Genomic DNA, 24,652 nt, shown 5'->3' with positions numbered 1-24,652 from the left:
CTTTGCAGAGGCCCCATGTCCGACCCCGCCGCGAGGCCCATGACCGCCGCGGTGGTCGTCGCAGCCGGCAAGGGCCTGCGCATCGGCGGCGATCTGCCAAAACAGTATCGCAGGGTTGGAGGCCAAGCCGTCCTGACGCGAACCCTGGCGGCGCTCGCTGGCCATCCGGGCATCGACCGCATCCAACCCGTGATCGCGCCCGATGCCGCCGCGTTCTACCGCGAATGCCTCGCCGATCTCTCATCCGATCTCGGCAAAAAGCTTTCCGAACCCGTGCAGGGGGGCGCCACGCGCCAGCAATCCGTCCGCGCCGGGCTGGAGGCGCTGAGCGCCAGCGGCGGGACACCGGGCCTGGTCCTGGTCCACGACGCTGCCCGCCCCTATGTGGCGACGGACCTGGTCGACCGCGCCATCCAGGCTGGCCGCGAGCATGGTGCTGCGGTGCCGGGCGTGGCCGTCACCGACACGATCAAGCTGGTCGAGCCGATCGCACCGGGGATCGGCCGCGTTCACGAGACCCCGGCTCGCGAGGCGCTGCGTGCGGTGCAGACCCCGCAGGCTTTCGGCTATTCGGCGCTCCTTGCCGCGCATCGCCGAGCTGCCGATCAGGGCCAAGACGGCTTCACCGACGATGGCGCGCTGGCCGAATGGGCCGGCCTGTCCGTGGTCGTGTTCGAGGGCGATGCCGCGAACAGGAAGATCACGCAGCCGAGTGACCTGATCGACGCCGATCGCTCTTTCTCGCGGGGCGCCGGCGCTGTATCGGTCTCCCCCATGACCTCGCTCGTCTCGCGCCTCGCCACCGGCTTCGACGTCCACAAGTTCGGACCGGGCGACCACGTCTGGCTCGGCGGCGTGAAAATCCCGGCCGACCGCGGTGTGATCGCGCATTCGGACGGCGACGTCGTGCTGCACGCTCTCACCGACGCACTGCTCGGCACTATCGCCGATGGCGATATCGGCACGCATTTCCCGCCCTCCGACGAGCAGTGGCGCGGGGCGGCTTCCGACCAGTTCCTGGCGCATGCCGTCGAACTGGTCCGGGCCAGGGGCGGCAAGATCGACCATCTCGACATCACCGTGCTCGCCGAGGCGCCGCGCATCGGCAAGCACCGCGACGCGATCCGCGCCCGGATCGCCGAGATCGCGGCCATCCCGGTCGCCTGCGTCTCGATCAAGGCGACGACCACCGAAACGCTCGGCTTCGTCGGCCGAGGTGAAGGCCTCGCCGCGCAGGCCGCCGCCAGTGTTCGCCTGCCCGAGATCCTCACCGAGCTCGACGCCGAGGCGGAGCAGACCGACCGCCAGTCGTGATCAACGACGCCGTCCTGTTGGCCCGCGCCGAGGCGCTGCTAAGGGCCTACCAGGCGGCGGGACGGCGCATTGCCACCGCCGAATCCTGCACGGGTGGATTGGTCGCCGCCTTGCTCACGGCCGTCGCCGGCTCTTCCGCGGTCGTCGAGCGTGGATTCGTGACCTATTCGAACGAGGCCAAGACGGAGCTCATCGGCGTGCCCGAGGCGACGCTGCGAGCCCACGGAGCTGTCAGCAAGCCTACGGCTGTCGCCATGGCCGAGGGCGCTCTCGCAGCCTCTCGCGCGGATGTCGCGGTCTCGATTACCGGCATTGCCGGACCGGGCGGGGGAACAGCGGACAAGCCGGTCGGGCTCGTGCATTTCGGTCTCGCCGAGAGAAACGGCGGGACGCGTCATCTCGAACGCCGCTACGGGCCGGAGGCGCGCGGAAAAATCCGGCGCCGCGCCGTCGAAGATGCCCTCGGTCTTCTCGAAGGCGCGCTGACCTGAACACCCGACACGCAGCTGCCTCTGGCATCCGCGAGGCGCGGGTCACACCGCATCGACGCGAATCCGAAGAGGCCGGCTTGGGTCAATAATCGCCGAACACGTCCCGTCGACCATACTCTCGGTCGCCGAACGGATCGTATGAGCGCTGCCGTAGCTGGGGAGAGGAGCGGTAACCGGCCGAGCGGCCAGATTGCATGCCCGCCGGCATGACGTCGCCGTCATCGTCGTAGCTGCGGCTCTGCCGTACGGTGCGGAAGCCGCGATCACGCCCGCCGCCGGCAACCGCTGCGGGAACGTCGCCCTCGAGCGTGATCCGCGTATTCGCCATGCCATGCGACTTGATCAGGCTGTAGAGAGTCGCGGCATTGCCCGGCGAGAGACGTACGCATCCATGCGATGCGGCCCGCCCGAGGCTGCGGACCTGATTGGTGCCGTGAATGGCGTGGCCAATCTGCGTGAAGAACACCGCATGCGGCATCGGCGCGTTGTCGAACTCGCGCGAGAAGTGATTCGGCTCCATCCGGAACGGTTTGTAGCTTCCGCTCGGAGTGTCGTAGCCCGAAACGCCCGTCGAGACTGGCCACGTGTAGCGCGGCTGTCCATCGACGGTGACCGACATCCGCTGGCTCGACTTGTCGACGTCGATACGGACTTCGGCCGAGGCTGGGGCCATGAAAGCCGCCAGCACAATGCATGACAGCAGGGGGAGGAACGGCGCACGCATGAGGGGGGCCTCGCAACCGGAACGGTTAAGCCTCACAGACTACGCCGCCGAAGCCGCGAGGTTCCGCGAAATCTCGCGGCACCCACAAGGGCGAGCCGACCGGCGCAAGTCCCTCGGCCGCCAGCCCTTTCCCAAGAACGGCACCGGGGCGAGCCCCGGTGCCGCACAGCGTCTCAGTAGTCGGACTTCATCCTGGGGGATGATTACATCGGCGGGGTCAGACCGTCCTTCCCGACGCCGACGAGCTTGCCGTCGAGTTTACCACCGTCCTTGGCGGCGACCACGAAGATTTTACTGCCAGGCTTGAGGATGGAGTTGTCAGCGGGCTCGAAGGCCACGATCGGCGCCTTGGTTGGGACGGTGATCGTCTTCGAGCCGTCCTTGTCGTAGGTCACTGTGAGCGTCTTGTCGCCACTCTCGCCGGCGCTCGACTTGACCGTACCGTTGGTCATCGAGCTCTTCACCTTGGGCGCCCCAGCGGAACTCGATTTCACCGTGCCGTTGGTCATCGAGCTCTTGGTTTTCGTGCCGCCCGCCGTCGTATCGACGATCTCATCCCAGGGATAATGCCCCTCGGCCGTGCCGCGCATGGATTCGGGAAAGAGCACCACCTCCAACGCGGTCGGCGGATTGTCGCCCTTGGTCGCCGTGCCGATGAAGACGCCATCCTTGATCTCGTCGAGACTGGACTTGACCACCCAGGCGAACTTCGCGCCCGAAATTGCGATCGTCTCCGAAGCGCCGTCTGCCGTCTTGACGACGACCGAACCGGCATCGGCACTCTCGATCGTGCCGCGGACGCGCTGGAGTTCGGGGGCCGCGAGACCGGCGCTAGTCAGGGCTAGAAATCCCGCAAAGGCCGTAAGCGTGAGGCGTCTCATGACGTTGTCTCCCTGTTCGTATCGCCGAGTTATGGGGCGAGGAACCGGGCCGACAAGCTTGCGCGCAATCGAATAACGCTCAAGGCTTCTTATTTTGCACTCAGCGTGACAGGTTGAAAAAGACATGGGCGCCCGATCGGGCGCCCATGTTGCAAACTTACTTGAGCAGCTTGGCCAGAGCCTTGCCGGCCGGGCTCTTCATTTCCTTGGCGTCGAGGGTGCCGTCGTTATCCGGGTCGGCAGCCTTAAACAGCGACTCGGCGAGAGCAAGGAACTCCTTCTTGTCGAGGGTACCGTCGCTGTCCGGATCGGCCTGCTTGAGGGTGGCGGGCTTCACGCGACCCTTCAGCTCCTTGGCGTCGAGCGTGCCATCCTTGTCCGGATCGAGCGCGTCGAACGAAGCCGAGGCCGCAGCCTGAACCTCCTTAAGGTCGATGGTCCCGTCATTGTCGGTGTCGACGGCCTTGATGATCGCGCTGCCGCCGGCGCCCTTGGCGAAAGCAGGGCTCAGGGAAGCCACCGGCAGGAGGAACGCAGCGGCGGCGAGAAGCGCGGTCGCGCGGGTCGAAACGGTCATGATCGAGGTCTCCTACGGGTCAATCTTCGAACGTGGTGAGGGCAGAGCGAACACGGCACGGGACACCACAACGTGTTGCAACGCGGAATCTTATATCGGGAGCTTTTGGCAATCGCGTCAAGGGAACAAGCGCATTTAGCCAAGCTTGTCCTCTCATCAGTCCGCTGGCCTTCGCGGGCGCAACCGAACGAGCCCGCGGACGTTGTCCTCGGACGGGCTGGATCGAGCCATTTCCGTGGCTCCGATTAGCCGGCACTGGGAATGATAGTGCAGGAGCCAACCCCCTCTGAGAGCGCGAGAATTTGCAGAACGCCTCTTGGATCGCTTCCTGAGAAATTCCTAAATGTTCTATGAGAAATATAAGTGCAGCGCCCGCTTGAATTGCGCCCAATGGATCGGCTATCTAAGGGTCATCGAAACACGAAGGAGACGGTCATGAAGTGGTCTGCCCCGGTCGTTCAGGAAGTCTGCGTTGGCATGGAAGTCACTAGCTACGAGTCCGCCGAGATCGACACCTTCAACTAAGATCGGCGAAAGCTGATCTCGGTCGATAGCCTTCTCACAAACCTTTTAATTCAGGAGAAACGTCATGAAGTGGTCTGCCCCCGTCGTCCAGGAAGTCTGCGTCGGCATGGAAGTCACCAGCTACGAGTCCGCTGAGATCGACACCTTCAACTAAGGTCGTATTTCGGGACTCGACGAGTTCTGGAGGCGTCACCCGAAGGGGTGGCGCCTTTTTTAATTTCGGTGCTTGAACAACAAAACGGCCAGGTGATCACTCACCCGGCCGTTTCGCTGTCTTAGGCGCGCCGAAGGGTCAGAGCTTGTAGCGGATCTGGTCGGTCCAGAAGCGCTCGAGCCGGCCAAGCGCCGTGTTGAGCCGTCCGAAATCGTCGGTCGAGATGCCGCCGATCGGCTGGATCGTGCGGGCATGCTTCTCGTAGAGGCCACGGATGATCTCGTGGACCTCGTGCCCCTTGTTGGTGAGGCTGATCCGCACCGAGCGGCGGTCCAGCTTCGAGCGGGCGTGATGCAGGAACCCGGCCTCGACCAGCTTCTTGACGTTGTAGGAGACGTTCGAGCCGAGATAGTAGCCCTTCGAGCGCAGCTCGCTCGCGGTCAGCTCCTTGTCGCCGATGTTGTAGAGCAGCAGGGCCTGAACGCTGTTGACGTCCTCGCGGCCGCGCCGCTCGAACTCGTCCTTGATCACGTCGAGCAGGCGGCGATGCAGCCGCTCAACCAGATGAAGCGCCTCCAGGTAGGAGCCGGTCGCCGGGGCGGCTTCCGGTGCGGTGTCGGACTCGACGATCCTCGCGGCCTGGGACTTCATCTGACGCCTCACTGCTCTGTTCTGCCGTGTGCCGTTCTTCGTCGGCACCGCTTATGCAGCCAATCTGGCGGAGACGAATGAAAGCCGATTTAAGCGACAAGATGAATTTGTGATTTACCTGCCGAGGTAAATGCGCAGTAAAATCCGCGATATTTACCAATGCGAAGGGCTATCCGCCAAGCTTCCGCTAAGAATACCGGGCAGGCGCGCAGGCTCGACTTGCGCCGCCGGGGCGAAAGCTGCGGCTTATCTATTGGCCGCCGTTCCAGGCGGCGAAAACCAATCGGGTCAGGCCTTCACGACGCGCTTGCGCTTCGGCTTGGGCGGCGTCGGCGCGGGCGCAAGCGCGGCCTCTTCGGCTTCCTTGGCGAGGCGCAGAGCGCGCAGCCGGGCCGTGCGTTCGTCGACCGCCTTGATCTGCGCCACATGATCCGCCATCGCCTGGGCTCCATCGCGTGCGAGGCGCTGGGCGCGTTCGGCACGGTCCTCGGTGGGGATCTTCGCGGTCGGGTCCTCGGTGGTCATCGGTGGACTTTCGTACTCGGTCGGCGCGCCCTGCCGTCGACAAGGCGGAGGCTCATCGAAGCCCGCTCTCCGGTGAGGATGGGCTGCGTCGGAAAGGTGTGGCGTCGCATCGATCGAGCAGACGCCGGAGACTTGGCGGAAGTAGCACATCGCATTGGCCGAGGGCCAATCGCGAAGCGCAGGTCTCGGATCGAATAGCCGGCCTTCCCAAAGGGTGAGGCAGCCTCACACCAGCAGCAGGCCGACCAGCGCCAGCACGAGAGCCGGCGGCATCACGAGGAGGCCGAGCTTGAGGAAGCGGAGTGCACCGACGTTCTCTCCCTCGCGGCGGATCGCAACGAGCCAGAGGATCGTCGCGAGTGAGCCGGTGACGGAGAGGCTCGGCCCGAGGTCGACGCCGATCAGGATAGCGCCAGCAATCTTGTCAGAGACGTCAGCGTTTTGAACGGCGGCGCCCGCCAGAAGCCCCGCCGGCAGGTTGTTGACGAGATTGCACAGCACCGCGACCAACACGCCGCCGCCCCAGGCCGTCGCCTCTGGCGCGCCCTGAGCAGAAGCCTTGAGCGCGGCAGCGATCATCCGAAGGACGCCGGTGACGTCGAGCGCCTCGACCAGCACGAACAGGCCGGCCACCAATGGCAGCACACTCCATGAAACGTCCTTGACCACCTCGACGAGCCCGCCGCGCCGGATGGCAAGGACGAAGAGCGTCGCCGCAAGCCCCGAGATGAAGGTCGGCAAGCCGAGCTCGAGACCAAACGCGGACGCCGCGAGCAGGACGAATGCCGTGGCGACAATGCCGAACCCGGCGACCTTGCCGGTGGCCGACAACGTGACCGGGTCGATGTCAGTGGCAACTTTTATCCGCCTCAGCTCCCTGTTCTGGCTGATGCGCAACATCGCGAAGGTGGCGAGGATCGCCAGCGCCGAGGGTAGCGCGAAACGGGCGAGCCATTGCGGCAGCGGCGGCATGTGCGCGGCGTAGACGACGAGGTTGGCCGGGTTCGAGATCGGCAGTACGAAGCTCGCCGCGTTGGCGATGAAGGCGCAGACGAACAAGTAGGGCAAAGGTTCGGCCCGCGCGGCCTTGGCCGCGGCATAGACGGCCGGCGTCAGCACCACCGCGCAGGCATCGTTCGACAGGAACACCGTCACCACCGTGCCAACGATGTAGACGAGGAGAAACAGCCGCGTCGCCGAGCCCCTGGCGTGGCGCACGGCAATGCTGGACAGCCAGTCGAACAGCCCCTCCTTCCGCGCAATCTCGGAGAGCAGCATCATGCCGACGAGGAACAGGTAGACGTCGGTACCCTTCAGGACACCGTTGAGCGCCGCCTGCCAGGGCAACAGCCCCAGCGCGACGAGCAGCACCGCGCCCACCACCGCCCAGATCGCCTCGGGCCAGGAGAACGGGCGCAGGATCACGCCGAGGGTCGCCAGCCCGGCGATTGCCCAGGCGGCGAGGTTGGGTGTCGAGCTCAACGCGCTCATCAGTCCGGGAAGCTTTCGCGGGATCGGCAGATGTTGGCCGAGACGCGACCTTCTGCCCGTTGGCGGATAATGCCCAGCTACGGAATCGATCAAGAGGGAAGCGCGTCAGGCGACGGTCGGAACGCTGAGTGTCGAGATCGCCATGCGTCTGTCCGGCGGTACGTAGCCGCGGGTCTCGGGCATCAGCGTGAGATACACGACGAAGCCAGCGGCAGAGATGGCGGCGAGCACCAGGAAGGCGGTCGAGAAGCCAGCGGCGACGATGATCACACCGGCAAGCGTGGCGCTGAACGATGCCCCCACGCCCTGGGCCGTCGCGACCGCGCCCTGAGCCACGTTGAAGCGTCCGGTGCCGCGGGTCAGGTCAGCGACGACGAGCGGGAACAGCGCGCCGTAGATGCCCGCGCCAATGCCGTCGAGGCACTGCACGGCAACCAGCCAGAATGGATTGTCCGAGAATACGTAGAGTACGCCGCGGATCGCCAGGAAGCCGAAGGCGGCGAGGAAGATCGGCTTGCGTCCGATCATGTCCGCCTTGGCCCCCACGAAGACGGCAACGGGCACCATGACGAGCTGGGCGGCGACGATGCAGATCGCGATGAGCGAGGTTGCATGGTCCTTGCCCGAGATCTTGGTGAGCAGTTGGCCCACCGAGGGCAACATCGCTGCATTGGCGAGATGGAAGGCCGCGCAAAGTCCGGCGAACAGCATCAGATGCCGATTCTGCAACAATGCCGCGAGACCGGAGGGTTGGTCCGCGCCTTCCTGGCCCTCCGCATGGTCCATCCCGCGCGCCAGATCGTCATCGATCTCCGCTGCGGGGATCATCAGCGTCGCGGCGATCGAGGCAACGGCCAGGATCGCCATCAGCCAGAACACGACGATCGGGCCGAAGAAATAGGCGCTGCCGCCCGCGATCATCGCCGAGGCCGCGTTACCGGCATGGTTGAAGCCTTCGTTGCGACCGACGCGCTTCGAGAACATGTTCGGACCGACCACGCCGAGGGTGATCGCAGCAATGGCCGGCGGGAAGATCGCCCCGGCGATCCCGGCGAGCGATTGCGTTGCGGCCACGAGGTAGAAGTTGGAGACGAAAGGCAGCGCCAGGCAACTCAGGGTCACCGCGACCGCCGCGGCAATCACGACGGCGCGCTTGCGGTTCGTCCGGTCGATCAGCGCCCCGGCCGGCGTCTGCGCGATCAGCCCGGCTATGCCGGCGATCGTCATGACCAGGCCGATGGTGGCCTCGTTCCATCCCTGGTCTGGTCCGCGCACGGCGAGGAGGTAAATCGCAAGGTACGGTCCGAGCCCGTCGCGCACATCGGCGAGGAAGAAGTTCATCGCGTCGAGCCCGCGCAGGGATCGCGCCGACGGCCGACGTGCCGGGGCGGCCGGTGCATCGCTCTCACGCATCTTGGTCGCTCTCCGGCCGGTCGGGAGGCCTCCCTACAACCAATACGGGTCCCAGGAGGCCGAGCTGGAAATGCGTCTGGTCCGACTCGGTTCCGCATTTCCACGACGAGCGGGATCGCTTCACCGGCGGGACCATCGACTCGGCTGACGGCACGGCGTGGCCGTGCCCGGAGCGCGTCGGTACTGATCGCCCTTCACATCCGCCGAACTCCCCGCAAGCGTGTCTTGACGCGAAGGCGCGCGGCGGCGAACCATGTATCCAAGCAAGGGCTTGGACGGCCGAGCGGCCGCCGCGAGGAGACCGTGATGGGGTTCTTTCAGGATGCGCTCGTCCGCATCAATCGCGCCGTCATGTCCTATGCCGGCGATTCCGTATTCATGCAGGCAGCCGTCGCGGCGGCCGCCAACATCATCGTTGCCGATGGCGAGACTGACGAGGAAGAGATCGAAGCCGCTCTCGTCAGCATGCGGGCCAACCCGATCCTCGCGAAATCCTACGACACGCTCGCCCTCGAGAAAGAGCTCTACGAGGCGCTGGCGCGGGCCGAACTGCGGGCCGGCCGGCTCGAGAACATGACGCTCGTCGCCGCCGTGGCCGACCGGCCGCTGGAGCACCGCCAGCACGTCTTCCTCATCGCGGCCGATGTGGCGGACAAGGGCGGCGTGACCGATACCGAGCACAAGGTGCTCGATGCGCTGGCCGAGGCGCTCGACGTCGACAAGGTCGCTCTACTGGGCTGAGGCCTCGGCGCGACCTGCGAGCCAGACCGCGACGGCAGCGGCTGCGAGCAGGGACGCCGAGACCAGCAGAGCCACGCGCAGGCCCGCCTGCGCATCGGCCGCCAGCATCGTGCCGAACAGGGCAACGCCGAGCGCGCCGCCGGCCTGCCTGACCGTGTTCAGCACGCCCGAAGCGACGCCGCCTCGCTGGGGCGGCACGCGAGAGAGCAGCGAGCTTGTCATCGTCGGCACTGTGATCCCGATGCCGAATGACAACCCGATCAGGCAGCCTTGCAGGACGATCGGAACTCGCGCTGCGCCCAGGAACGCCAGCGCCACGTAGGACACGACGGCCATCGAAAGGCCGCCGATCATCAGCGTCCGCGCCGCGATCCGCCCGCTGGCCCGACCGGCGAAGACATTGGCCAAGCCCAGCACGACGGTGAACGGGAGGAAGGCACGGCCAGCCTCCGCCGGCGAATAGCCGCGCTCGTGCTGCAGGTAGAGGCTCAGCACGAACAGAATGCCGTAAAGCGTCAGGTTCACGCAGAGCCCGACGAAGGTTGCCGCGCTGAAGGACGGATCGCGAAAGAATCCGAGCGGCAGCATCGGGTCGCGGCTGCACCGCTCGACCCAGACGAAGGCACCGGCCGCCGAAAGTGCGGTTGCCAGGGCGGCGATCGGGATCGGCGACAGCCATCCGCGCGGTCCGGCTTCGATCGCCGCGCCGACGATCGCCACCAGTGAGACGATACCGAGCAGTTGGCCTGCCGCATCGAAACGTCCCGCGCGACGCCCTGCCTCGCGGACGAAAAACAGCGTCGTCGCGATCCCGAGAATGCCGATCGGCACGTTGACCAGAAACACGCTGCGCCAGCCGAACGCGTCGACGAGCAGACCGCCGAGCATGGGGCCGGTCGCGAGCCCGATGCTGCCCGCTGCGGTCCACAGTCCAACGGCTCGGGACCGCGCCGCGGCATCCTCTGCGCAGGCATGGTTGAGCAGGGCCAGCGAGGACGGCACCATCAGGGCAGCTCCCGCGCCCTGCATCACACGCGCCGAGACGAGGCTTGTGAGGCTCGTCGACAGGCCGCAGGCGGCGGATGACGCGATGAACAACCCAAAGCCGCTGAGAAAGACTTTCCGCGCTCCGACGCGGTCGCCGAGCGTGCCCGCGAAAAGCAACAGCGCGGCAAAGGCGAGCGTGTAGGCGTCGACGATCCATTGCAGCCCATCGACGCTGGCACCCAACCCGCTCCCCATCGCCGCGAGCGCGACGTTGACGATCGAGACATCGAGCTGAACGAGCAGGAAGGCGAAGCCGGTGGGCGCAATGACGATGCCAAGCGGGGACGGCTGCCCTCCTGCAGCCGGGTGGTTCGTCCGATCGCCGTCCATCTCCGATCCTTGGGCTTCCATCAAACACCGCCGACGGATAGCCGCCGGACGAGCGAAACGATGCCAGCCCAAACGGGTTCGGTCATCGCAGAACGGTTCGGTCACGGCCGAAGCATTCTCCCGTGACCTGTTTGCCCGGCGTCCCTATTCTTGCGCTCATGACCGGATCGACCTTCGCCTCAGGCAGCGCGGTCGCCGAGGTTGCCGCCGCCATCGGCGACACCGCCCGCGCCACCATCCTCGCCGCACTCGCCGACGGGCGCGCCCATACGGCGGGTGAGCTCGCCTGGGAGGCCGGGATTACGCCGCAGACGACGAGCGGCCATCTCGCCAAGCTCGATGCCCTCAAACTCATCACGGCGGAGAAACAAGGGCGACATCGCTATTTCCGACTGGCCTCACCCGAGGTGGCGCATGCCATCGAGGCACTGATGGTGCTGGTTTCGGTCGGTCCGATCCGTCACCGCCCGCCGGGTCCGCGCGACGAAGCGATGCGCGAGGCCCGCACCTGTTACGACCATCTCGCCGGCCGTATCGGCGTGGCCCTGAGCGATGCGCTCGTGGGGCACGGCCACCTTGTCCTCGAGGACGGCGCAGGCGCCGTCACCAACTCTGGCGAGAGGTTCCTACGCGACTTCGGCATCGATCTGACGTCCGGCAGGCGCAGCACTCGCCCGCTCTGCAGGACTTGTGTCGATTGGAGCGAGCGGCGCACGCATCTCGCCGGGCGACTCGGCGCCGCCCTTTGCATGCGCTGCGAAGAGTTGGATTGGATCACGCGCGCGAAAGATAGCCGGGCCGTGACGATCACGCCGAAAGGCTATGCCGGACTCGACGCGACATTCGGGATCGCGCTCTCATCGTTGCGAGCCGGAGACGAGGCGGTCGAGTCTTCGTCATCGACCGCATTCCGTGGATAGCTGCGACTACCGTGAAGATGGTGCGGGCGGTCAGACCGCCTTCTGGTAGTCCTTCACGTCCGTGAAGCGCACTTTCTCCCAGCGCTCTTCCTCGTAGCGCAGCGAGAACGCGGTCGTCGCCATGAAGACCGGTGCGCCGTCGAGATCCTTGGCCATCGACGACCCGTGGGAATCGACGAACTTGTCCAGCTCGGCCTCCGAATCCGACTCGATCCAGCGACAGACCGAGAAGCGGCTCATCTCGTAGTCGATCGGCAAGCCGTATTCCGCCTGCAACCGCTCCTTCAGCACGTCGAGCTGCAGCGCACCGACGACGCCGACGATCGCCTGAGAGCCGTCCTGCGGGATGAAGACCTGGACGACGCCCTCCTCGCCCATCTGCTGGAGAGCTTCCTTCAGCTTCTTGGCCTTCATCGCGTCGGTCAGCTTGATCCGGCGCATGATCTCGGGAGCGAAGCTCGGGACACCGCGGAAGATGAGCTCCTCGCCCTCGGTGAGCGTGTCTCCGATGCGGAGCGTTCCGTGGTTCGGGATACCGACGACGTCGCCAGCATGGGCCTCGTCAGCGATGGCACGGTCCTGGGCAAAGAAGAATTGCGGCGCCGTGAGCGGGATCGGCTTTCCGGTGCGCACGAGCTTGGCCTTCATGCCGCGGCGGAGCTGGCCCGAGCAGACACGCATGAAGGCGATGCGGTCACGGTGGTTCGGATCCATGTTCGCTTGGATCTTGAACACGAAGCCCGTCATCTTCGGCTCGTTCGGCTCGATGCGGCGCTTGTCGGCATCCTGCCCGCGCGGCGGCGGCGCGACGCGGGCGAGCCCGTCGATGAGATCGCGCACGCCGAAATTGCGGAGCGCAGAACCGAAGAAGACCGGCGTGAGGTGGCCTTCGCGGAAGGCTGTCAGATCGAAGCGCTTGAGGCCGCCCTCGGCAAGCTCCGCTTCCTCGCGCCAGGTCGCGGCCTCGCCCTGTTCCTTCAAGAGTTCGTCGAAGAGCGGGTCGTCGATGCCGGATACCGCTACGGTGCCGGCATCGTCCGCAGCATCGAGCCTGCGCACGCGATTGTTGCCGAGATCGTAGGTACCGGCGAAGGAGCGCCCCCGGCCGATCGGCCAAGTGACCGGCGCAACGTCGAGCGCCAGCGTCTTCTCGATCTCGTCGAGCAACTCGAAGGGGTCGCGCGCCTCCCGATCGAGCTTGTTCACGAAGGTGACGATCGGAATGTCACGGAGCCGGCAAACCTCGAACAGCTTGCGGGTGCGCGCCTCGATGCCCTTGGCCGCGTCGATCACCATCACCGCCGAGTCGACGGCCGTCAGCGTCCGATATGTATCCTCCGAGAAGTCCTCGTGGCCCGGCGTGTCGAGCAGGTTGAAGACGCAGTCGCCGTATTCGAAGGTCATCACCGAAGTGACGACCGAGATGCCGCGCTCCTTCTCGATGCCCATCCAGTCCGAGCGGGTCGAGACACGGTTGCGCTTGGCCTTCACCTCGCCGGCAAGCTGGATGGCGCCGCCGAACAGCAGCAGTTTTTCGGTGAGCGTGGTCTTGCCGGCATCCGGGTGCGAGATGATCGCGAAGGTACGCCGCCGCGCGACCGGATCGGTCTCCTTCACGGCTGCGGGTTTGGGATCAGTCTGCATCAGCATGGCGGGCACCGGCCGCCTGTGGGGCGGCCGCTCGTGGGAGGTCCTATGGGTAGAGTGCGCTCTCTACGCGTTCCGCTTCGCCCGCGCAAAGACCGCTGCGGGCTCAGCCGCGCCCGACATACGGCATCGTCGTCGCCATCACCGTCATGAACAGCACGTTGGCATCGAGGGGCAGCCCAGCCATGTAGACGACAGCATCTCCGGCATGGCGGGCATCCATCACCGCTTCCGGCTTCATCGAGCCGTCGGCCTGTCGTGCACCGTCCTTGAACGTGATCGTCATCTCGGTCTCGGCATTGCCGACGTCGATCTGGCCGCAGGCGATCTTGTAGGGTCGCCCATCCAGCGCGGTGGAGCGTGTGAGCCCGGTGATGGCGTGTTTGGTCGCCGTATAGGGCGCCGAGTTCGGCCGGGGGACGGTGGCGGCGATGGAGCCGTTGTTGATGATCCGCCCGCCCTGCGGCGACTGCGCCCTCATCTGTCGGAAGGCAGCGCGCGTGCAGTAGAAGGCGCCGGTCAGGTTGGTGGTGACGGAGCCGAGCCAGTCGGCATCGCTGATCTCGTCCACCGGCACCGCCGGGGTGAAGATCCCAGCATTGTTGAACAGCAGGTCGAGCCGACCGTAGCGCGCGACCACCTCGGCGACGACTCCGTCGACCGCCTTCGCGTCGCCGACATCGGCAGAGATGCTGAAAGCCTCGCCGCCAGCCGCGCGGATCTCGCGCTCCACCGCCTCCAACCGCTCGCGCCGCCGCCCGGTCAGCGCCAGGCGCCAGCCAGCAGCCGCCAGTGCCAGCGCCACGGCCCGGCCGATGCCCGAGCCGGCTCCCGTCACGATCCCGATGCCGCCGCTCATGTCCTGCCCCTCGAAACACGCCGGATGGCGGTTTCGCGCCGCTCGTGCCCAGTTGCAAGCATCACGGACGCCGTCTAGACACGCCCAGCCTAGCGCGATGGGGCGTCGCCAAGTGGTAAGGCACCGGTTTTTGGTACCGGCATTCGGAGGTTCGAATCCTCCCGCCCCAGCCACATTGCTTCAGCCTTTGAAACACCTGCGTTTTTCTGCCTGAGCATCCCACCTCGGCTCAGCTACGCACACCTGCGGCACCATCCTGACACGCAGGCCCAGTGTCGTTCCTCACATCGGGGCCATCGAGCTTGAGGCCCTTGGCTCGTAGGCGAGAGGGTTCGGCGGATGGTGTCTGGGATCAGAGTTGTCAGCCTCTAGCCTTCTCCCGACCTGGCGACGGCGTGATTGCCTGCGGGCGCGAAGATCAAAATAATCTCCACGTTGGAGCGTCAGCTACCACCGCCTTCGTCGAGAAAGGTCTGGACGGCCCGGAACAGCTCGAGCCTGTTCTTTTCCATCAGAATGGTATGGGTGCCTTCGGCGAGCTCGATATAGCGTTTTCCCGGCGCGTTCACGAGCAGCGGGAAAAGGGCTTGGCGCATGTAGGCCGGGCAGTCTCGATCCCATTCCGCACCCACCAGGAGCGTCGGGACGACGATCTTCGCGGGGTCATAAACCGGCTTGTTCGAGGACCAGTAATCCTTGGCGTCGGCAACCGTGCCGTTGGGAGCCCGGATCACGGCCGGCTCGGCCTTCGCGCCGATCGGATCGGTCGCGAAGGTGGCAGCGGCCCATTGCTCGAACCATCCTGCCGGAATCAGGCTATCGACCTTGTCATGCGGGACACCGGTCAGCCAACGCTCATGTGCTGTCTGCTTCGTGACGGAGCGATAGGCTCCGAGTGGACCCGATCCCGTCGCCATCGGGCTAGGTGTCGTCCGAATCCACTGGGGAGCATAGAGAACGAGGCGCGAGACCTTGTCGGGATGCTGCGTCGTGTAGCTCGCCATGATGGTCGTGCCCCAGGACCACCCCATCAGATCGAGCTTCGCGAGACCCCGGCGCTTTAGGATGGCATCGACGGCGCTGCCGACATCCTTGACCGCCGTTTCGGTGCGGACGATCGGTCCGTTAGCCTCCGGCGCCTGCGACATCTCCGGTGGGCGCGTCGAGCGTCCATACCCGCGCAGATCGACGAGATAGACGTCGTAGCCCTTGGCCGCGATCTCATCCATCCACGAGCGGCCGGCCAGCGGTAGATCGAAGGAGGTCTCAGCCGGGTAGGTCGAGCCGTGCACGAAAAGCAACGTCCGCTCTGGCCGAAACTTGGATATCCCCGCGGGATGCTTGTTACGGACGTAGAGGCTGATGCCTTCGTCCGTGGCCGGGACCATCATCTCCTCGGTAACAATGCCCGACGGTCCGGATTGGGCGAGCGAGCGGCACGGCGTCATGCCAAGCAGCACACATCCGGTGATCGCCGCAGCAGCGGCAGCAAGAATCCTCGGCCCGCTTTTCAGCATTAAATCCTCCCGAGTGGGCCCGCTACTGGGGCCTTGTTCTTCAATGAGTACTGACCGAGCTTCCCTTCCGGGAAAGTCTATACCCGGTCAGTGCAAGACTTAAGCAGGCACGGCCTGGATCACGTTCCGCAATGTGCCGATGCCGATGATCTCGGTCTCCATGACATCTCCTGGCTTGAGATATTCTGGCGGCTTGCGGGCGTTGCCGATGCCAGGGGGCGTTCCGGTCGCGATGATGTCTCCGGGCACCAGTGTCAGACCGTGTGAGAGTTCCGCGATGATGCGGGCGACTTTGAAGTACATCTGCTTGGTAGAGGCATCTTGTTTCACGACCCCATTGATCCGCGTCTTGAGATGAAGGTCGCCTGGATCGAGGTCTGCCGCGGGCACGATCCACGGGCCGATCGGCCCATGTTTATCGACACTCTTACCCTTGAACCACTGCCCCCCATGGAGCTTGATCTGCATGTCACGCGCAGTGGTGTCGTTGATGACACTATAGCCGAAGACGTGGCTCATGGCGTCCGCTTCCGAGATGTTTCGCCCTTCCTTGCCGATGATGACGGCGAGCTCCACTTCCCAGTCGATCGCAGTAGAGATCTGAGGATCATACGGGATCGGATCATAGGGTCCGTTCACCGTATTGACGCCCTTGGTGAAGAACACGGGGTGAGCAGGGTATTCCATGTTGGTACCGCGGGCCGCCTGTCCTTCGGCGAAGTGCTCGAGATAATTCCAACCAACCGCATAGATGTTACGTGTCGGCGTCGGGATCGGCGCCAGAAGACGAACGGTTTCGACATGTGGGCCGTCACCAGCAGCCGCGGCGCGGCGGACGAGTTCAAGCACTTTCGGGCCAGCTTCGATCAGCGAAACCATTCTGGATGCGTCGAAGCCGGGCACCCCAACTCGCGTCAGGTCGACGACGCGCCCATCTTTTTACACGACTCCGACCCGTGGCGTGCTGTCGGACGAAGGCAGGAAGGTGACGAGACGGAGGACGTCGTTGCCGACTGGAGGGATGGGACGACCTGCGTTCGAGGCCGTTTCCTGCGCTGCTGCGGGTCCCGAGAGAGCTCCCAGTGCCGTTGCCGCTGCCGTCAAATGCAGAAAGTCCCGTCGCGTGCTCATGGCTCATCCTCCGATGCGCTCGCTTTTCGGCGAAGCGATGCGCATTTTCGGAGCATCGGCGACACGCGCCGGCGAGCACAAGGAAAATGTATTCAAAAAACGCAGCCGGCTCGCCCGTGTCGATCAAGTCTGCTTGATCACCCGCCGATTGGCTCCTTGCTTGACCTCAGGCTGCACTCGGCTTGCGATCATTGCCCCTAAGATTGAGCCCGAATCCGATGCCGGCGGCTAGCGTTCCGAGGAAGACGGCGAAGCCGCGAGGCATACCGGCGCAGCTTCATGCGCCGCGCGCATAGGGCGTGCGACTTGCATTGTGCGGTGCAGCATATAATTTCTGATGCGTGAGATCGCGATGGCGTCGCGATTTTGCAGCCCTTCTTGGGCGTTTCCTCCCTAGACTTCGGGCCGCTCCTTCGGGAGTGGCCTTTTTTGTCTGGGCGCCGGGTTGTAGCCTGCTGCGGCCGACGCTGCAAACTTCACGTCGTAAGTCAGGCTGGTCGGCTCAAGGCGCAGCGATACCTGACAGGATCGACGGCGCGCTCGAGAGCAAGTCATCCGAACCCTGCGGATCGACCGAACTCAGGGCTCTGGCAACCGCGACGATACCGATCATGGCTGCTGCAATGAGCCGGCTTTTCTGAGTTTCCTCGGTCGGCACGTCGATAGCGGCTTCGATCTTATTGCTGAGACGGCGATACGCGGTCGCGAACTCAGTCCTCAAAGCATCCGACTGCCTCGTCGCTTCGCTGGCGGATGCGAGCATTGGGCAGCAGTTTGCGAGATTGTCGCGCTGTCGAGGTGACACGTAGAATGCAATGATCTGTTCCAGGCTCGGCCTGCTGCCGATCTCATCGTCCATCCGACTCTCGCTTTGCTCGTGTCCGTGAGCAAAGGCCTCCGCGGCCAACGAGTCCTTCGAACCGAAGCGCGAATAGAGCGCGCCGTGTGTCATGCCGGCGGCCTTGCTGAGATCCGCAACGCCGATCCCGTCGATACCATGCTCGCGGAACAGGCGGCCCGCCGCGTCGAGCAGAAGCTCGCGGTTCTGTTGCGTTTGCTCCTTGCTGACCCGCGCCATCGCCGCTCCCTCGGATTTTTGATTGCGATCGTAATCAAAAAACTATAATTGCGGTCGCAATCGTTGTCCAATGCTGAGGTTGGCAGTAGGGCCCGATTGGGAGCGCGATCCGATGCCGATAACCGCCGTTCTGAAGGCCGCACAGTCTCTGCAGAGGCCAAGCGCACTGAGTTTCAAAGCCGCCGCGGCGCTTGTCGTTCTATCAAGCTGTCTTGCGCCGAGCGCTGCGCAGGAAACAAGCAAGAAGCAAGTATCAAACTTGCTCCAGCAAAAGGAATCCGACGCGATCTATGATAATTACCGACTGCGGAGCGGCGAGACGATCGAAAGGCTGCGTCTCCACTTCGCGACACTTGGCAATCCTCATCGCGATGCAACGGGTAATATCGACAACGCGATTATGGTTCTCCATTGGACAGGAAACAGTGGCGCATCGGTCTTGACCCCAGAGTACAAGCAGTCCCTGTTTGCCGATGGCAAGCCTCTCGACGCAAGCAAGTATTATCTCATCGTACCGGACAACCTCGGTCACGGGCAGTCGACAAAGCCTAGCGACGGCCTAAGAAACAAGTTTCCGCGCTACGGCTACACCGACATCGTTGATCTACAGCATAAACTTGTCACCGAAACTCTGGGGATCAAACGACTCCGTGCCATTCTTGGCATGTCGATGGGCGGAATGAACGCTTGGCAATGGGCCGAGGCGTATCCGGATCAGGTCAGCGCGATCATGCCGGTCGTCGCGTTCCCGGTACCGATTTCCGGCCGGAATCTTCTTTGGCGGCGCATGGCCGCTGCGATCATCCGCAACGATCCCGAGTGGCAGAGCAACGGCTATGCGACCACCACCAGAGGATACGTTCAGGCTCAGCAGTTCATCAGGTTGATGATCGACGGCGTTCCTCGCTTCCAGAAAGCGATTCCGGATGTGAAATCAGCGGACGCCTTTATCGAAGCGATCAGCAAGCCGGGACCGTCCTCCGACCCGAACGACATTCTCTACTCGCTCGAGTCGTCGCAAGACTACAACCCGGAGCCGAAGCTCAGTGAGGTCAAGACAAAGGTTTTCGCCCTGAACTTCGACGACGACGAGTTCAACCCAGACCGTCTGCAGATCCTGCAACAGTCCATGAAGAAGGTCGCAAACGGGCGTTCAGTCGTACAGAAGGGGTCGCCTGACTCGTTCGGTCATCTCACGATGGCCCATCCCGCGCTCTGGGCGGGCCATGTTGGTGAGTTCATGAAGTGGATCGAGACGCAGTCCGCCACGTCGACGCGCTAGATTTCGTTTTCGATCGCCGACCGGCGGCCTCGGCATGGATGGCGATACGGAAAGCCATAGGGCCGGGCCGTCGTAGGACCGGCAGGGCCCGTGGCGCCCTCGCCATAACGCATCGGTATTCGGGAAGTCCGGTCGATGTCGTGTTGACGAACTGCACAGTCTGAGTTGCCGATTCCGACGGCGCACGGTGAGCTACAATAGCCGTACCGGCCTCCGCGAGAATTAGTCTGCGACTAATTAAATCGAACGGAGCCGGCAATGACATCGGAAGACGGGCGCTTCAGAAATAGAGCACGGTCTCAAACGGAGATGACCCGTGCTTCGATTGCTTCGGACTTGCGTGGCCTCCGTTCTCGTCGGGACATGTAGCGTCGGAGGCGCCCTGGCTCAGACGCTGCCGGTCCAGCCGGTGCTGACCCTCGAAGCGGCCCGCGTGGTCCTGAAGGCCGCTCAGGCCAAGGCGCAGGCCGAGCACTGGCCCTGCGTCATCGCCGTTGTCGATAGCAGCGGCCTGCCGATTGTTCTGGAACGAATGGATGACGCCGCCGTGCCGGCGGGCGTCGAACTCGCGCCCGGCAAGGCGCGCACGGCGGCCTTGTTTCGGAGGCCGAGCGGCGCTCTCGAGGATGCGATCAACGGACAACGTCCTGCAGCCCTGTCGGCCCGCGGCTTCGTGCTGATGCGCGGAGGGCTTCCGATCAGCGTCAACGGTCGGATCGTCGGTGCGATCGGCGTGTCCGCCGACACGCCCGACCATGACGAGGTGATCGCCAAGGCCGGCATCGCCGCCCTCGTACCGTGAGGATCGAACGATGAGCCCAGCTTCGTCGCTGCAGCCGTCCCCAGAACCGGAGTCTTTGGCGCATGGCAGCCGGATCCGAAGGTCGCGCGTCCGCGCGGTGAAGGCTCCCCTCTCCTCGCCGCTCCGTACGGCGACAGGCACGATGACGAGCGCGCCGCTGGTTCTCGTCGATATCGAGACGGATGGCGGTGACGTCGGGCACGGCTATGCCTTCGCCTACACGCCGTTGGCGCTGCCCGGCCTGACCGAGCTGCTGCGCAATCTGCTGCCGCTTCTCGAAGGTGCGGAGCTCGAGCCAGTCCAGATCATGGAGAGCTTGCGGTCGCGCTTCGTGCTCCTCGGGACCCGTGGGCTTCTCGACATGGCCCTGGCGGCCATCGACGTCGCCCTGTGGGATGCCCACGCGAAGATCCTCGATCGGCCGCTCTACCGGTTGCTCGGAGCGACCGCGAAGCCTCTGCGTGCCTATGCGAGCTTCGGAATGGACGGCCAGGACGAGTCGGTGCGGCTCGCCGCCAGCGCTGCGGAGCAGGGCTTCACCGCCGTCAAAATCAAGATCGGCTACCCCACCCTGGCGGAGGACGTTGCCGTCGTTCGGGCGGTCAAGCACGCGCTCGGCGCCGTCGACCTCCTCGTCGATTACAACCAGTCGCTCACGGTCCCGGAGGCGCTGCGGCGCTGCCGCGCCCTCGACGACGAGGGCCTCGGCTGGATCGAGGAGCCGACACGCTACGACGACATGCGGGGGCACGCGCGGATCACGGCCAAGACCGCAACCGCGATCCAGACCGGCGAGAACCTCTGGGGGCCGCGCGACGTCCGCGAGTCCATCGAGCTCCACGCCTCCGACCTCATGATGCCCGACCTGGTGAAGGTCGGCGGCGTCACCGGATGGCTCGGCGCCAGCGCCCTGTGTCATGCGCACGGCGTCCCCGTCAGCAACCACTTCTTCCAGGAAGCGAGCGCGCATCTGATGTGCGCGACGCCGACGGCGCACCTCGTCGAATATTTCGGCCTCGCAGATCCGATCCTGGCCAGGACCCTGCCGGTCCATGACGGGCATGTGCGGCCGGGCGACGAGCCGGGTCTCGGGATCAGCTGGGACGAGGCGGCAATCGCCGATTTCGCGGCCTGACACGGCCCACCACCACGCCAAAAAACGATCCGAGGAGATGGTCCGATGAAGTCCTACCCCCGCTTCAAGGCGGCGGCCTGCCATGCCGCGCCGGTCTACTTCGATGCGGATGCCACGGTCGACAAGGCCTGCGCCTGGATCGCCGAGGCCGCACGCAAGGGCGCCGAACTCATCGCCTTCCCGGAAGCCTATATCGCCTCGTTCCCCGTCTGGTCCGGCGTCTGGGCGCCGGTCGACACCCACGAGTTCTTCTGCAAGCTCGCCGGTTCCTCGGTGTTGATCGACGGTCCCGAGATCGCGCGCCTGCGCTCCACGGCGAGGAAGCACGGCGTCTTCGTCTCCATCGGCATCAACGAAGCCTCGCCGATCAGCGACGGCTGCGTCTGGGACACCAACGTCCTGATCGGTGACGACGGCTCGCTGCTCAACGTTCACCGCAAGCTCGTGCCGACCTACTGGGAGAAGCTGACCTGGGCGAATGGCGACGGGAGCGGCCTGCGCGTGGTCGATACCCGTGTCGGCCGCATCGGTGCGCTCGTCTGCGGCGAGAACACGAACGGCCTGGCGCGTTTCGCGCTGCTCGCACAGGGCGAGAACGTCCACATCTCCTCGTTCTCACCGCGCTGGCCGACCCATCCGCCGGGCGAGGCCGCCTACGACCTCGAGGCCGCAATCCGGCTGCGCGCGGGCGCTCACGCCTTCGAAGGCAAGCTGTTCAACATAGTCGCCTCCGGCTTCCTGCCGCCGGATGCCATCGACCTGATCAGCCGCGACAATTCCCGCGCGCGCCAATTGCTGGAAGAGGCCTCGAAGAGCGTCTCCCTGATCTTCGGCCCCGGCGGCGCTCCGATCAGCGAGGTCCTCAAGGAGGAAGAGGGCATCGCTTACGCGGATATCGACTTGGCGCAATGCGTGGTGCCGAAGCAGTTCCAGGACGTGGTGGGTTACTACAACAGGTTCGATGTCTTCGAGTTCAAGGTGAACCGCCGCGCGAACGCAGCCGCCGAGTTCGTCAACGACCTGTCGCCACCGGATTTCGAGGGCGACCTCCAGGCCTCGCTCGCCGCCGAAGAGGCGCGCTGACGGGGTGCGCATGCCGGCCCGATCGTGACGCCATCACGATCGCGGCAAACGGGGCGGCCGCCATCCGCCCCGACTCCGCGTGAGCCACCGCGGAGCGAGATCCGACCTTCCACATCGATGCGCCGTCCGGACGCCATCCGGCCTCGGCCAAGCCCTCCTCGCGGGGTGCGGTGAAGCAGGCCCGGACCTGCGGCCTCCGGCGAACGGGAGCCGCCCTCAACGACAACAATCGAACAACAGGGAGGTCAGCCATGACCGTGTGGAGCCAGCTCTACGATCCGTTTGGCAACAGCGCGATCTCGACAGTCGTCGCGGCCCTGCCGATCGTCATCCTCCTCGGCCTTATCGCCTTCGGGCACATCCAGGCCCATCTCGCCGCCCTGATCGCGCTTGCCGCGGCCATGGCGGTCTCCGTGCTCGTCTTCACGATGCCGGTCGAGATGGCCGGCAAAGCCGCTCTCCTGGGCGGCCTGAACGGGCTGTTCCCGATCGGGTGGATCATCCTCAACGTGATCTTCCTATACCGCCTCACGGTGGAGAACGGATCCTTCCAGACATTGCAGTCGCATCTCGCCGGCCTGGTGCCGGACCGACGGCTGCAATTGCTTCTGATCGCCTTCTGCTTCGGTGCCTTCTTCGAAGGCGCTGCCGGCTTCGGCACGCCCGTCGCCGTGACGGGCGCCATCCTGATCGGCCTGGGCTTCTCTCCGCTGGCGGCCTCCGGGCTGGCACTGATCGCGAACACGGCGCCGGTGGCCTTCGGCGCGCTCGGCACGCCGATCGTGACGCTGGCCTCCGTCATGCACCTCTCGGGCAATACGGATATCGATGCGATCAAGCTCGGAGCGATGGTCGGGCGGCAACTGCCGCTCTTCTCGTTGCTCGTGCCGTTCTGGCTGGTCTGGGCCTTCGCCGGCAGACGCGCCACCCTGGAGATTTGGCCGGCCATCCTGGTCTGCGGCGGATCCTTCGCGGGCGTCCAGTTTCTGGTGTCCAACTATCATGGCCCGTGGCTCGTCGACGTCGCCGCGGCCATCGTGTCCATGACGGCGCTGATGGCGTTTCTCCGGGTCTGGAGCCCGAAGACGATCTGGACAAGCCCTCGGCTTCGGGGGCACGCCGAGGGAGGCCTTGTCGAAGTCCAGCCCGCTCTGTCGTTGGGCGCCGCCGCGACCCCGGCAAGCCTGGTGAAACCGAGCGCCGACCGGGCATCGCTGATCCAGGCCTGGCTGCCCTGGGTCATTCTCTGCGCCTTCGTCTTCGTATGGGGAACCCAGACCTTCAAGGATTGGGCGATGCCGATCTTCGCGCCGAAATGGCCGATCGCCGGCCTGGATCAGCTGATCCAGAAGGTCCCTCCGGTCGTCCCGGCCGCGAGCCTCGAACGGGCGGTGTTCAGCTTCAACATCGTTACGATGACGGGCACCGGAATCTTCTTCGCAGCCCTGGTTGTCGGTCTTCTGATGAAGTTCTCGCCGCTCAAGCTGCTGCGAGCCTATGGCGAGACGCTCTGGGCCTTGCGCCACTCGCTGATCACGGTCGCAGCCATGCTCTCGCTCGGCACGCTGACCAAGTATTCGGGGCTCGACGCCACCGTCGGATTGGCCTTCGCGGCGACGGGGATGCTCTACCCGTTCTTCGGGACTCTGCTTGGCTGGCTCGGCGTCGCCCTGACCGGGTCCGACACGGCCTCGAACGTCCTGTTCGGCGGTCTCCAGAAGACGGCTGCCCAGCAACTTGGGCTGTCCCCGATCCTGATGGGAGCGGCGAATACCTCGGGCGGTGTCATGGGCAAGATGATCGACGCGCAGTCGATCGTCGTGGCTGCCACGGCCACCAACTACCGCGGAAAGGAAGGCGAGATCCTGCGGTTCGTCTTCTGGCACTCCATTATTCTCGCCTGCCTAGTCGGTGGGTTCGTGACACTCCAGGCCTATGTCTGGCCGTTCACGCTGATGATCGTCGAATGACGAAAGCGACGTCGGCCCCGCTCCGGCGGGGCCGGCAAAGCGTGATGGGCTGTCCCTACGCTGCCGCTGTTGCCTTGCAGGCATGATTTTGCCGAATGCTTGCTAATTACAATTCATCTACGAACCAATTCTAGCCGATGCCGGCACATCGACGGAGATCGACCGAATCGAAGCGGATATCGCAAGCGTTTGGAGAGGCCTCATGAATGGTGATCTGAAAAATAGCCTTGCGACGGCTCTTCAGGGTGATGTTCGTTTCGATGCGTTCACGCGCGGTCGCTACAGCACGGATGCGTCGATCTACCAGATCATGCCGGCCGGCGTGGTCCTGCCGAAGAGCCGGGCCGATCTCGGCGCGACGCTG

At 64.9% G+C, this 24,652-nt stretch carries 26 protein-coding genes and 1 tRNA gene; 12 read left to right on the top strand and 15 right to left on the bottom strand.

The features are described 5' to 3' along the window. Positions 1–15: 15 nt before the first annotated feature. Positions 16–1,314, top strand: a complete 1,299-nt coding sequence (locus tag HCU64_RS16985) for a bifunctional 2-C-methyl-D-erythritol 4-phosphate cytidylyltransferase/2-C-methyl-D-erythritol 2,4-cyclodiphosphate synthase (protein ID WP_233385317.1) — start codon at positions 16–18, stop codon at positions 1,312–1,314. Continuing rightward, positions 1,311–1,805: a CinA family protein gene (locus HCU64_RS16980; protein WP_233385316.1), complete on the top strand. Its 495-nt coding sequence runs from the start codon at positions 1,311–1,313 to the stop codon at positions 1,803–1,805. Before HCU64_RS16985 ends, HCU64_RS16980 begins: the two co-directional genes overlap by 4 nt. 82 nt (positions 1,806–1,887) lie before the next feature. Here HCU64_RS16980 and HCU64_RS16975 read toward each other — a convergent pair whose 3' ends face one another. The 3 genes from HCU64_RS16975 to HCU64_RS16965 form a co-directional block, all read right to left on the bottom strand. Beyond that, positions 1,888–2,529, bottom strand: coding sequence for a L,D-transpeptidase (locus HCU64_RS16975; protein WP_233385315.1), 642 nt, complete (start codon positions 2,527–2,529; stop codon positions 1,888–1,890). Positions 2,530–2,732: 203 nt separating this feature from the next. Then, positions 2,733–3,410 (bottom strand): metal ABC transporter permease, encoded by a 678-nt coding sequence (locus HCU64_RS16970; protein WP_233385314.1) that lies wholly within the window; start codon positions 3,408–3,410, stop codon positions 2,733–2,735. 157 nt (positions 3,411–3,567) lie between these two features. Further along, a complete protein-coding gene (locus HCU64_RS16965; RefSeq protein WP_233385312.1) occupies positions 3,568–3,987 on the bottom strand; it encodes an EF-hand domain-containing protein in 420 nt (139 codons plus the stop codon). Between the two features lie 435 nt (positions 3,988–4,422). Between HCU64_RS16965 and pqqA (HCU64_RS16960) the strand changes: the two genes are divergently transcribed. After that, a complete protein-coding gene (pqqA, locus tag HCU64_RS16960) occupies positions 4,423–4,512 on the top strand; it encodes a pyrroloquinoline quinone precursor peptide PqqA (protein ID WP_147048147.1) in 90 nt (29 codons plus the stop codon). Positions 4,513–4,576: 64 nt separating this feature from the next. Continuing rightward, the gene (pqqA, locus tag HCU64_RS16955; protein ID WP_147048147.1) at positions 4,577–4,666 is read left to right on the top strand and encodes a pyrroloquinoline quinone precursor peptide PqqA; all 90 of its coding nucleotides are present in this window, start codon (positions 4,577–4,579) and stop codon (positions 4,664–4,666) included. Between the two features lie 138 nt (positions 4,667–4,804). On the opposite strand, the gene ldtR is transcribed toward pqqA (HCU64_RS16955), so the two are convergent. From ldtR to HCU64_RS16935, 4 genes are all read right to left on the bottom strand, one after another. Beyond that, positions 4,805–5,317 carry a transcriptional regulator LdtR gene (gene ldtR, locus HCU64_RS16950; RefSeq protein ID WP_233385310.1) on the bottom strand — a complete coding sequence of 171 codons (513 nt, stop codon included), beginning with the start codon at positions 5,315–5,317 and terminating at the stop codon, positions 4,805–4,807. A 288-nt stretch (positions 5,318–5,605) separates the two neighbouring features. Next, the gene (locus HCU64_RS16945) at positions 5,606–5,842 is read right to left on the bottom strand and encodes a hypothetical protein (protein WP_233385309.1); all 237 of its coding nucleotides are present in this window, start codon (positions 5,840–5,842) and stop codon (positions 5,606–5,608) included. Between the two features lie 225 nt (positions 5,843–6,067). Continuing rightward, the gene (locus HCU64_RS16940) at positions 6,068–7,333 is read right to left on the bottom strand and encodes an arsenic transporter (RefSeq protein WP_233385308.1); all 1,266 of its coding nucleotides are present in this window, start codon (positions 7,331–7,333) and stop codon (positions 6,068–6,070) included. Positions 7,334–7,438: 105 nt separating this feature from the next. Next, positions 7,439–8,746: an MFS transporter gene (locus tag HCU64_RS16935; protein ID WP_233385307.1), complete on the bottom strand. Its 1,308-nt coding sequence runs from the start codon at positions 8,744–8,746 to the stop codon at positions 7,439–7,441. Positions 8,747–9,052: 306 nt separating this feature from the next. Here HCU64_RS16935 and HCU64_RS16930 point away from each other — a divergent pair, with 306 nt between their 5' ends. Next, positions 9,053–9,487: a Tellurite resistance protein TerB gene (locus HCU64_RS16930; protein ID WP_233385306.1), complete on the top strand. Its 435-nt coding sequence runs from the start codon at positions 9,053–9,055 to the stop codon at positions 9,485–9,487. Here HCU64_RS16930 and HCU64_RS16925 read toward each other — a convergent pair. Further along, the gene (locus HCU64_RS16925) at positions 9,476–10,864 is read right to left on the bottom strand and encodes an MFS transporter (RefSeq protein ID WP_233385305.1); all 1,389 of its coding nucleotides are present in this window, start codon (positions 10,862–10,864) and stop codon (positions 9,476–9,478) included. The genes HCU64_RS16930 and HCU64_RS16925 overlap by 12 nt on opposite strands. Positions 10,865–11,022: 158 nt before the next feature. Between HCU64_RS16925 and HCU64_RS16920 the strand changes: the two genes are divergently transcribed. After that, positions 11,023–11,784, top strand: coding sequence for an ArsR/SmtB family transcription factor (locus HCU64_RS16920; protein WP_233385304.1), 762 nt, complete (start codon positions 11,023–11,025; stop codon positions 11,782–11,784). Between the two features lie 30 nt (positions 11,785–11,814). On the opposite strand, the gene HCU64_RS16915 is transcribed toward HCU64_RS16920, so the two are convergent. Both HCU64_RS16915 and HCU64_RS16910 read right to left on the bottom strand, forming a co-directional pair. After that, entirely contained in the window at positions 11,815–13,434 is a 1,620-nt protein-coding gene (locus HCU64_RS16915; RefSeq protein ID WP_233385303.1) for a peptide chain release factor 3, read from the bottom strand. Between the two features lie 103 nt (positions 13,435–13,537). Then, positions 13,538–14,290: an SDR family oxidoreductase gene (locus HCU64_RS16910; protein WP_233385302.1), complete on the bottom strand. Its 753-nt coding sequence runs from the start codon at positions 14,288–14,290 to the stop codon at positions 13,538–13,540. A gap of 98 nt (positions 14,291–14,388) precedes the next feature. On the opposite strand from HCU64_RS16910, the gene HCU64_RS16905 reads away from it, so the two are divergent. Continuing rightward, positions 14,389–14,463, top strand: a tRNA-Gln gene (locus HCU64_RS16905). A 270-nt stretch (positions 14,464–14,733) separates the two neighbouring features. On the opposite strand, the gene HCU64_RS16900 is transcribed toward HCU64_RS16905, so the two are convergent. The 4 genes from HCU64_RS16900 to HCU64_RS16890 all read right to left on the bottom strand — a co-directional run bounded on the left by HCU64_RS16900 (position 14,734) and on the right by HCU64_RS16890 (position 18,016). Next, positions 14,734–15,807 (bottom strand): alpha/beta hydrolase, encoded by a 1,074-nt coding sequence (locus tag HCU64_RS16900; RefSeq protein WP_233385301.1) that lies wholly within the window; start codon positions 15,805–15,807, stop codon positions 14,734–14,736. Positions 15,808–15,906: 99 nt separating this feature from the next. After that, the gene (locus tag HCU64_RS16895; protein WP_233385300.1) at positions 15,907–16,710 is read right to left on the bottom strand and encodes a fumarylacetoacetate hydrolase family protein; all 804 of its coding nucleotides are present in this window, start codon (positions 16,708–16,710) and stop codon (positions 15,907–15,909) included. Positions 16,711–16,746: 36 nt separating this feature from the next. Further along, positions 16,747–16,938 carry a twin-arginine translocation signal domain-containing protein gene (locus HCU64_RS25645; protein WP_442785979.1) on the bottom strand — a complete coding sequence of 64 codons (192 nt, stop codon included), beginning with the start codon at positions 16,936–16,938 and terminating at the stop codon, positions 16,747–16,749. 502 nt (positions 16,939–17,440) lie between these two features. Then, positions 17,441–18,016, bottom strand: a complete 576-nt coding sequence (locus tag HCU64_RS16890; protein ID WP_233385299.1) for a TetR/AcrR family transcriptional regulator — start codon at positions 18,014–18,016, stop codon at positions 17,441–17,443. 112 nt (positions 18,017–18,128) lie between these two features. Between HCU64_RS16890 and HCU64_RS16885 the strand changes: the two genes are divergently transcribed. The 5 genes from HCU64_RS16885 to HCU64_RS16865 all read left to right on the top strand — a co-directional run bounded on the left by HCU64_RS16885 (position 18,129) and on the right by HCU64_RS16865 (position 24,288). Continuing rightward, complete coding sequence (locus HCU64_RS16885; protein WP_233385298.1) at positions 18,129–19,298, top strand: alpha/beta fold hydrolase; 1,170 nt, start codon at positions 18,129–18,131, stop codon at positions 19,296–19,298. Positions 19,299–19,638: 340 nt separating this feature from the next. Next, on the top strand, positions 19,639–20,100 hold the full coding sequence (locus HCU64_RS16880; RefSeq protein ID WP_233385297.1) for a GlcG/HbpS family heme-binding protein: 462 nt from the start codon (positions 19,639–19,641) through the stop codon (positions 20,098–20,100). A 10-nt stretch (positions 20,101–20,110) separates the two neighbouring features. Beyond that, entirely contained in the window at positions 20,111–21,235 is a 1,125-nt protein-coding gene (locus HCU64_RS16875) for an enolase C-terminal domain-like protein (RefSeq protein WP_267922444.1), read from the top strand. 45 nt (positions 21,236–21,280) lie between these two features. Continuing rightward, positions 21,281–22,318: a carbon-nitrogen hydrolase family protein gene (locus tag HCU64_RS16870; protein ID WP_233385294.1), complete on the top strand. Its 1,038-nt coding sequence runs from the start codon at positions 21,281–21,283 to the stop codon at positions 22,316–22,318. 251 nt (positions 22,319–22,569) lie between these two features. Next, positions 22,570–24,288 (top strand): L-lactate permease, encoded by a 1,719-nt coding sequence (locus HCU64_RS16865; RefSeq protein WP_233385293.1) that lies wholly within the window; start codon positions 22,570–22,572, stop codon positions 24,286–24,288. 130 nt (positions 24,289–24,418) lie between these two features. On the opposite strand, the gene HCU64_RS16860 is transcribed toward HCU64_RS16865, so the two are convergent. Continuing rightward, on the bottom strand, positions 24,419–24,652 hold a 234-nt coding region (locus HCU64_RS16860; protein WP_233385518.1), incomplete at its 5' end, for a hypothetical protein.

Origin of the sequence: Methylobacterium sp. C25 (genome assembly GCF_021352225.1) — a bacterium.
Taxonomy (GTDB): Bacteria; Pseudomonadota; Alphaproteobacteria; order Rhizobiales; family Beijerinckiaceae; genus Methylobacterium.
The sequence above is the reverse complement of the archived record's forward strand: the minus strand, read 5'-3'. Positions and strand labels throughout refer to the sequence as shown.